General features: G+C 66.7%; 3 protein-coding genes. All 3 read left to right on the forward strand.

Translation table 11 applies throughout. From position 1 onward, the window contains the following. The first annotated feature begins 95 nt into the window (after positions 1–95). A complete protein-coding gene (locus BLV04_RS18835; protein ID WP_175534700.1) occupies positions 96–3,011 on the forward strand; it encodes an AAA family ATPase in 2,916 nt (971 codons plus the stop codon). A 138-nt stretch (positions 3,012–3,149) separates the two neighbouring features. Beyond that, a complete protein-coding gene (locus BLV04_RS18840) occupies positions 3,150–5,369 on the forward strand; it encodes a CHASE2 domain-containing protein (RefSeq protein ID WP_093035924.1) in 2,220 nt (739 codons plus the stop codon). A 274-nt stretch (positions 5,370–5,643) separates the two neighbouring features. Next, positions 5,644–6,102 (forward strand): hypothetical protein, encoded by a 459-nt coding sequence (locus tag BLV04_RS18845; protein WP_093035927.1) that lies wholly within the window; start codon positions 5,644–5,646, stop codon positions 6,100–6,102. Positions 6,103–6,175 lie beyond the last annotated feature (73 nt).

Here is a 6,175-nt window from a genome sequence, read left to right on the forward strand (position 1 = left end):
TGCGCGGGTGCTGAATCAGGCCCCTTCGAAGCCATCGGCGGGGCCTTTGTGTACACGGAATGGCCTGGCGGCCGTCTCTGGAGCACAGCAACTCGATGACACCGACGCCCGCAGTCTGCTTCGGGCCCTATCGTCTGGCCGGACCCCGTGGACCCTTGTGGCGGGGCGAGGCGGAGATACCGCTGCGTGCCAAGACGCTCGAAGTGCTTTGGTATTTGGCCAAGCATCCCGGTGAAGTCGTGGAGCACGATCGCCTCTTGGCCGAGGTTTGGCGCAAGACGGTCGTCGGCGTGGGCACCTTGGCGGTTTCCATCGGTGAGCTGCGCCGTATCTTGGGGGACGACGCCAAGGCGCCGGTCTATATCCAGACCTTGCACCGGCGCGGCTATCGTTTCATTGCACCGGTGGCCTCGGCCATTCCCGGCGCGGCGACGATCCCCGCAATCGCCGCTCCGAGCCTCCTGGGCCGCGAGGCAGAGCTTGCTCGGCTCCGGGACTGCTACGACGAGGTGTGCCGCGGCCGGCGCCGCATCCTATTCGTGACCGGCGAGGCGGGTATCGGCAAGAGTACCTTGGTGGATGCCTGGATCCGGTGGTTGAACGACCCGTCGATCTCCCCTTCGATCCCCTCGGCCGAGATCTGGCTCGGACGTGGTCAGTGTGTCGAGCACAGCGGGGCCGGCGAGCCCTATCTGGCAATGCTCGAGGCATTGAATCGCCTGTGTCGGGGACCGCGGGGCGAGACGGTCATCGCTCATCTTCGCCAGCAAGCGCCGGGCTGGCTCGCCCAGTTGTCGGGCGTGCTGACGCCGCCCGAGCGCGAGGCCATGCAACACCGTCAGGCCCCGGTGAATACACACCACTACCAGCGAGAGCTGGCCGACGCACTCGAGGCAATCGCCGCCACCCGGCCGCTGGTGCTCTTCCTCGAGGATTTGCAATGGTGCGACCAGGCCACCGTCGAGGCCCTTGCGGTGCTGGCGCGTCGGCCGGAGGCGGCGCGCATCCTGGTGATCGGTACCTGTCGGCCGATCGAGCTGACCAGGAAGGAGCATCCGCTCAAGACACTCAAGGACGAGCTGCAATGGCACGGTCAAAGCCGGGAGATCGCTCTGCGCGGACTGGACGAAGCGGCGGTACGGACCTATGTCGCGAGTCGATTGCCGCCCGAGACTGCCGGATCCGCTGCGACCTTGGTGCATCGTCGCACGGCCGGTCAACCGCTCTTCATGGTCAAGCTGACCGAGTATCTGCTCGAGCATCCGGAGCTGGCGGGTGCGGGCACTGGCGACGGGCTCGACCGGGCGGCGGCGACTCTACCGACCGACCTCCAGCAGTTCATCGAGGTGCAAATCGAGCGTCTGGATACGTCCGAGCAGCGGGTGCTGGAGGCCGCCAGTGTCGCAGGGCCGGTATTTGCGGTCGCGGCGGTCGCGGCAGCGCTCGACCTGTCGGAGGCTGCGGTCGATGCGGTGTGCGAGGGACTTGCGCGACGCGAGCAGCTCGTTGCGGTGCGGGGTCCGGTCGAGTGGCCCGACGGGACCCTCACGGAGACCTACGCGTTTCGCCACGCGCTCTACCAGGAGGTGCTCTACTGGCGCGTCGCCAGCAGCCGGCGCGTTCGCCTGCACCGAGCGATCGGCGCGCGGTTGGAGGCCGGATACGGGACCGAGGGAGCGTCCATTGCGGTCGAGCTGGCCGAGCACTTCGAGCGGGGACACGACGATCGTCGGGCGGCCCGCTATCATCGCCTGGCCGGGGAGACCGCATTGACGCGGTTCGCCGCGGCGGCGGCTCAGGTCCATCTTCGTCGGGGCCTCGCACTGCTCGCCCGTTGGCCGCAGGATACCGAGCGCGGACGCGAGGAGCTGAAGCTGCAGATCGCGCTCGGGGTCGCGGCGATCGCAACCGACGGGTTCGGTGCCCCGGCCGTCGCCTACGCCTACGGGCGAGCGCATGCCTTGTGCCGACAGTTTCCGAAGACGCCGACCCTGCTGCCGGTGCTCTGCGGCCTTTGGAACTACTTCGTGACCCGTGCCGATCTTCAGCAAGCCCGGAGTTTGGCTCGTGAATTGGCGGAGGTAATCGAAGGGGCACAGACGTCGGAGTGCCTCCTTCCGGCGCGCAACGCAGTCGGCCAGACCGACCTCTTCACGGGCGAGCTCGCTCGGGCAAGGGTCCAGGTCGATGCCGAGCGACTCGCACTCAACGTTCAGACGCGTCAGCATTTGGTCGCCGAATACGGAGAAGATCCGGCCGTGGTGCGCGAGATGTATGCCGCCTTGCTGTACTGGCTTCTCGGGTCCCCCGAGCAGGCATCGATCCGGATCGAGACGGGTCTGCGGCTCGCCCGGGAGCTGGCTCAGCCCTTCGGGGTCGCGCAGATCCTCTGGACCCGCATGCTCCTCGCTCACGGGGTCGGGGATCCGGTCCGCGTCCAGTCGGAGGCCCAGGGCTTGATCGAGCACTGCAAGCGAGAGGAGATCGCCGTATGGCTGGCCGGCGCGCGCATCCTTCGGGGATGGGCGTTGGCGGAACAGGGGGAGCCGGCGGCCGGGATCGTCTCGATTCGCCTGGGCCTTGAGGAGTGGGGCGCGACCGGTGCGGTCTTGATCAGGCCCTATTATCTCGCGCGGCTGGCCGAGGCTTACGCTAAATCGGGATATTTGCCGGACGCGCTCGACACGGTGGCCGAGGCGTTGGCGGCGGTCGAGCGCACGGGGGAGCGCTGGTACGAGGCCGAACTCCACCGGCTTCAGGCCGAGCTGAGATGGCAGAAAGGCGACGCGCCGATCGACGAGGTGGAGGCCGGGTTGTGCCGAGCCTTGACGCTCGCGCGCGAGCAGCAGGCGAGGGCGCTGGAGCTGCGTGCCGGCGAGACGCTGGCTCGGTTCTTGACCGATCAGGGCCGGCCGGAGGATACCGCACGACTCTTGGCGTCATCCTCCGACGACTGCACCGCGGGTTGCCGCCAAGCACATGCGCGGGGCATGCAGACAACCGATGGCTGACCGGAGGCCCGACCGATGCCGCGTTGGAGAGGGCCGAGATCGGCCGGTTTCGGTGCGCCGGGCGTCAGGCGGGACTCCAGTGCGATGATCGATGTTCCGATCGTCGCGCTTCATCTCTGAGCGGACTGGAATCATTTCATGCGGCGATGGTTGATCGGTCTTCTTGTGGGTCTGGCGGTCGGATCGGCGGGCCTGGTCTTGGAGGCGTTGCCACCCGGTGTCGCGTTGGAGCAGTCCGTCGGACTGAGTCTCTTGTTCAACGCCCGCGGCACGCTCGCGCCACCCGACGACGTGGTCGTCGTCGCCATCGACGGCCGTTCCGGCGAGCAGCTCGGACTGCCGAGTCTGCCGCGCGAGTGGCCCAGATCCGTCCATGGCGAGCTGGTCGACGCCTTGGTGCGCCTTGGCGCGTCGGTCGTCGCCTTCGACGTGCATTTCGGGATCGCCAAAGACCCGCAGTCCGATCAAGCCTTCATCGACGCCCTGGACCGGGCGGGCAATGTCGTTCTGGTGGAGCTGCTCACCGGCAAGCGGCGACCCATCTCCGATCAGACCGGGCGCCACGTCGGGATGGTCTGGGAGGAGGACGCCGTCCCGCCATTCTCGGCGCTTGCCGAGTCCGCCGCAGCCGTTGCGAGCTTTCCGTTGCCCAAGGAGGGCGCTTCGGTCCATCACTTCTGGGTGTTCAAAGAGAGCGCCGACGCCTCGCCGACGCTGCCCGCCGTGGTTTTGCAGATCCACGAGAGGGACGCGCTTCCGGCACTCCTCGACCGGATCCGAGCCGTCGATCCGGATGCGTTGAACGTACTGCCCATTCCGGACGACGCCTTCGCGAACCCAGCGCAACTGCGGCTGCTGATGCGCGGGTTAAGGACCATCTTTGAAACGGCACCCGAGATGCCGGGGGCCGTTGCGACGGCAGATGCGGATCCGGTTGCGGCGCTCGCGGCCCTCTATGCAGGCGACGCCCAGCGCTTCATCAATTTCTACGGTCCTCCGGGCACCATCACGACCGTCCCCTATCACGCGGTCATGGGGATCGAGGATCCGAACGTGACGCCCGAGGCGCTGGACCTCGCCGGCAAGGTGGTCTTTGTCGGCTACTCCGACCTATTCGATCCGGGACAGCCGGACCGCTTTCACACCGTCTTCACCCGTGAGGACGGCGTCGACCTGAGCGGGGTCGAGATCGCCGCAACAACCTTCGCCAACCTGCTGACCAACCGGTCACTGACCCAGCTCGACCACCTCGGTGCCGCGGCGCTCCTGTTGGTATTCGGTCTCGTCCTGGGCGCGCTCGCCTATGCGCTGCCCGTCTACATCGGCGTACCCGTGGCCCTGGTCTGGATCCTCAGCTACGGCGGGGCGGCGTACTGGATGTTCGTCGAGCGTGCCTTGATCCTGCCGGTCGCGACGCCCCTCCTGGTCATGGCGCCGATCGGTCTCTTCGTCGGCCTGCTCGGTCAGTACCTGATGGAGCGCCGTCGCGGTCAGCGCATCAGCGCGGCCATCAACTATTACCTGCCCGACGAGCTCGTGCGGGATCTTGTCCAGGACCGGCTGGAGCCCGGGAAGCTCAACCAGGTCGTTTACGGCACCTGTCTCGCGACCGATATGGCGGGCTTTTCCACCATCGCCGAGAACTTGCCGCCGGCAGAGCTTGCAAAATTTCTGAACGACTACTTCGAAACCCTTGCCGCGCCGTTGAAAAAGCACGGTGTCCATGTCACCGAGTTTCGTGCGGACGCCATCATGTGCGCCTGGGTCGCCGACAAGCCGTCGCCCGACCCGCGACGCAAGGCCCTGCTGGCCGCCTTGGATGCCGGCGAGGCGATCAAGGACTTCAGAAAGCGCCACGACATGCCCGGTGCGCGTCTGCGCATCGGTCTTGAGGCGGGCTACGTCTATGTGGGCCACGCCGGCGGGGGCGGACGCTTCGTCTACAGCATCGTCGGCGACTCGGCCAATACCGCCTCGCGCGTGGAGGGGCTCAACAAGCACGTCGGGACCCAGATCCTGGCCACCGGCGAGGTGGTGGCGGGATTCGAGAACCTGGTGATGCGCTCGCTCGGCGCCTTCCAATTCGTCGGCAAGACCGATGCGATCCCGGTCTACGAGGTCTTGGCCAAACGAGAGACCGCCACCCAGGCGCAGATCCAGCTGTGCGAGGTCTTCGAGTCGGCGCTGGCCCTGTATCAGGAGGCACGGTTGTCCGAGGCGGCCGACCGATTCCAAGAGATCCTGGAGGCGTACCCGGACGACGGTCCTTCGCGCTTCTATCTGGAGCGATCCCGTCGCATGCTGGCCGAGCCGGGGCAGGGCGGGGATCCGCGCGTGATCCGGATGGATGCGAAATAGCGCCCGGTGCGGAAGGCCAACCCTGGTTGCGCGCCGATCACGTCTCCATGTCCCCGGGCGGGCCCACATCATGACCCGCCCGACACGCATTGACCGCCGCCTAGGATCGTGGAGTTGAATTCGACTCCTCGGCCGTCAGCTCGGCGAACGACGCTGATGATAGGTCGCTGATTTTTTGACCGTCGTCTCGCCCTCCAACCGCCACCGCCGCAGATCGCACGAGCTCCGATCAACGCCGGTCTTCGTAATCGTGTTCTCACCGAGGTCTCACCAGATGCCGATGCCCTTGCTCCTGATCCCGATCCTGTTTCCCGCCTTCGTGTCCGCTGCCTCGTTCGAGATGGGCGCACCCATGCCCGTCCTGACCCTCAAGGACCAACACGATACAACCCAAACAGTCGACGCGAACACCCGTGTGCTGATCTTCAGCGCAGAGCGCAACGTCTCCGCACTCGTCGAAACCGCCCTCGCGGACCAAACCGCCGAGTCGCTCTCCGCGGCCGGCATCCAATACGTCTCGGACATCAGCGCCATGCCCGGCATGGTGACCTCGATGATCGCCCTGCCCAAGATGCGCAAGCGGCCCTATCCCATGCTGCTGGGGCGCGAAGCCGAGGAGACCGCTATGCTGCCGCGCGAGCCCGGAAAGGCGACCCTGATCGCGTCCGAAGGGGGACGCATCACGAGCGTGCAATTCATCGGCGACGCGGCTGAGTGCGGTCAGCGATTTTGATGGTTTCGCGATCAAGTTGCGTGATAGGGGTCGGCGAAGCGCTCCCCCGGTCTCGCGCGGCCGGGGTGTGGGC

Origin of the sequence: Thiocapsa roseopersicina (assembly GCF_900106925.1) — a bacterium.
Lineage (GTDB): Bacteria > Pseudomonadota > Gammaproteobacteria > Chromatiales > Chromatiaceae > Thiocapsa > Thiocapsa roseopersicina.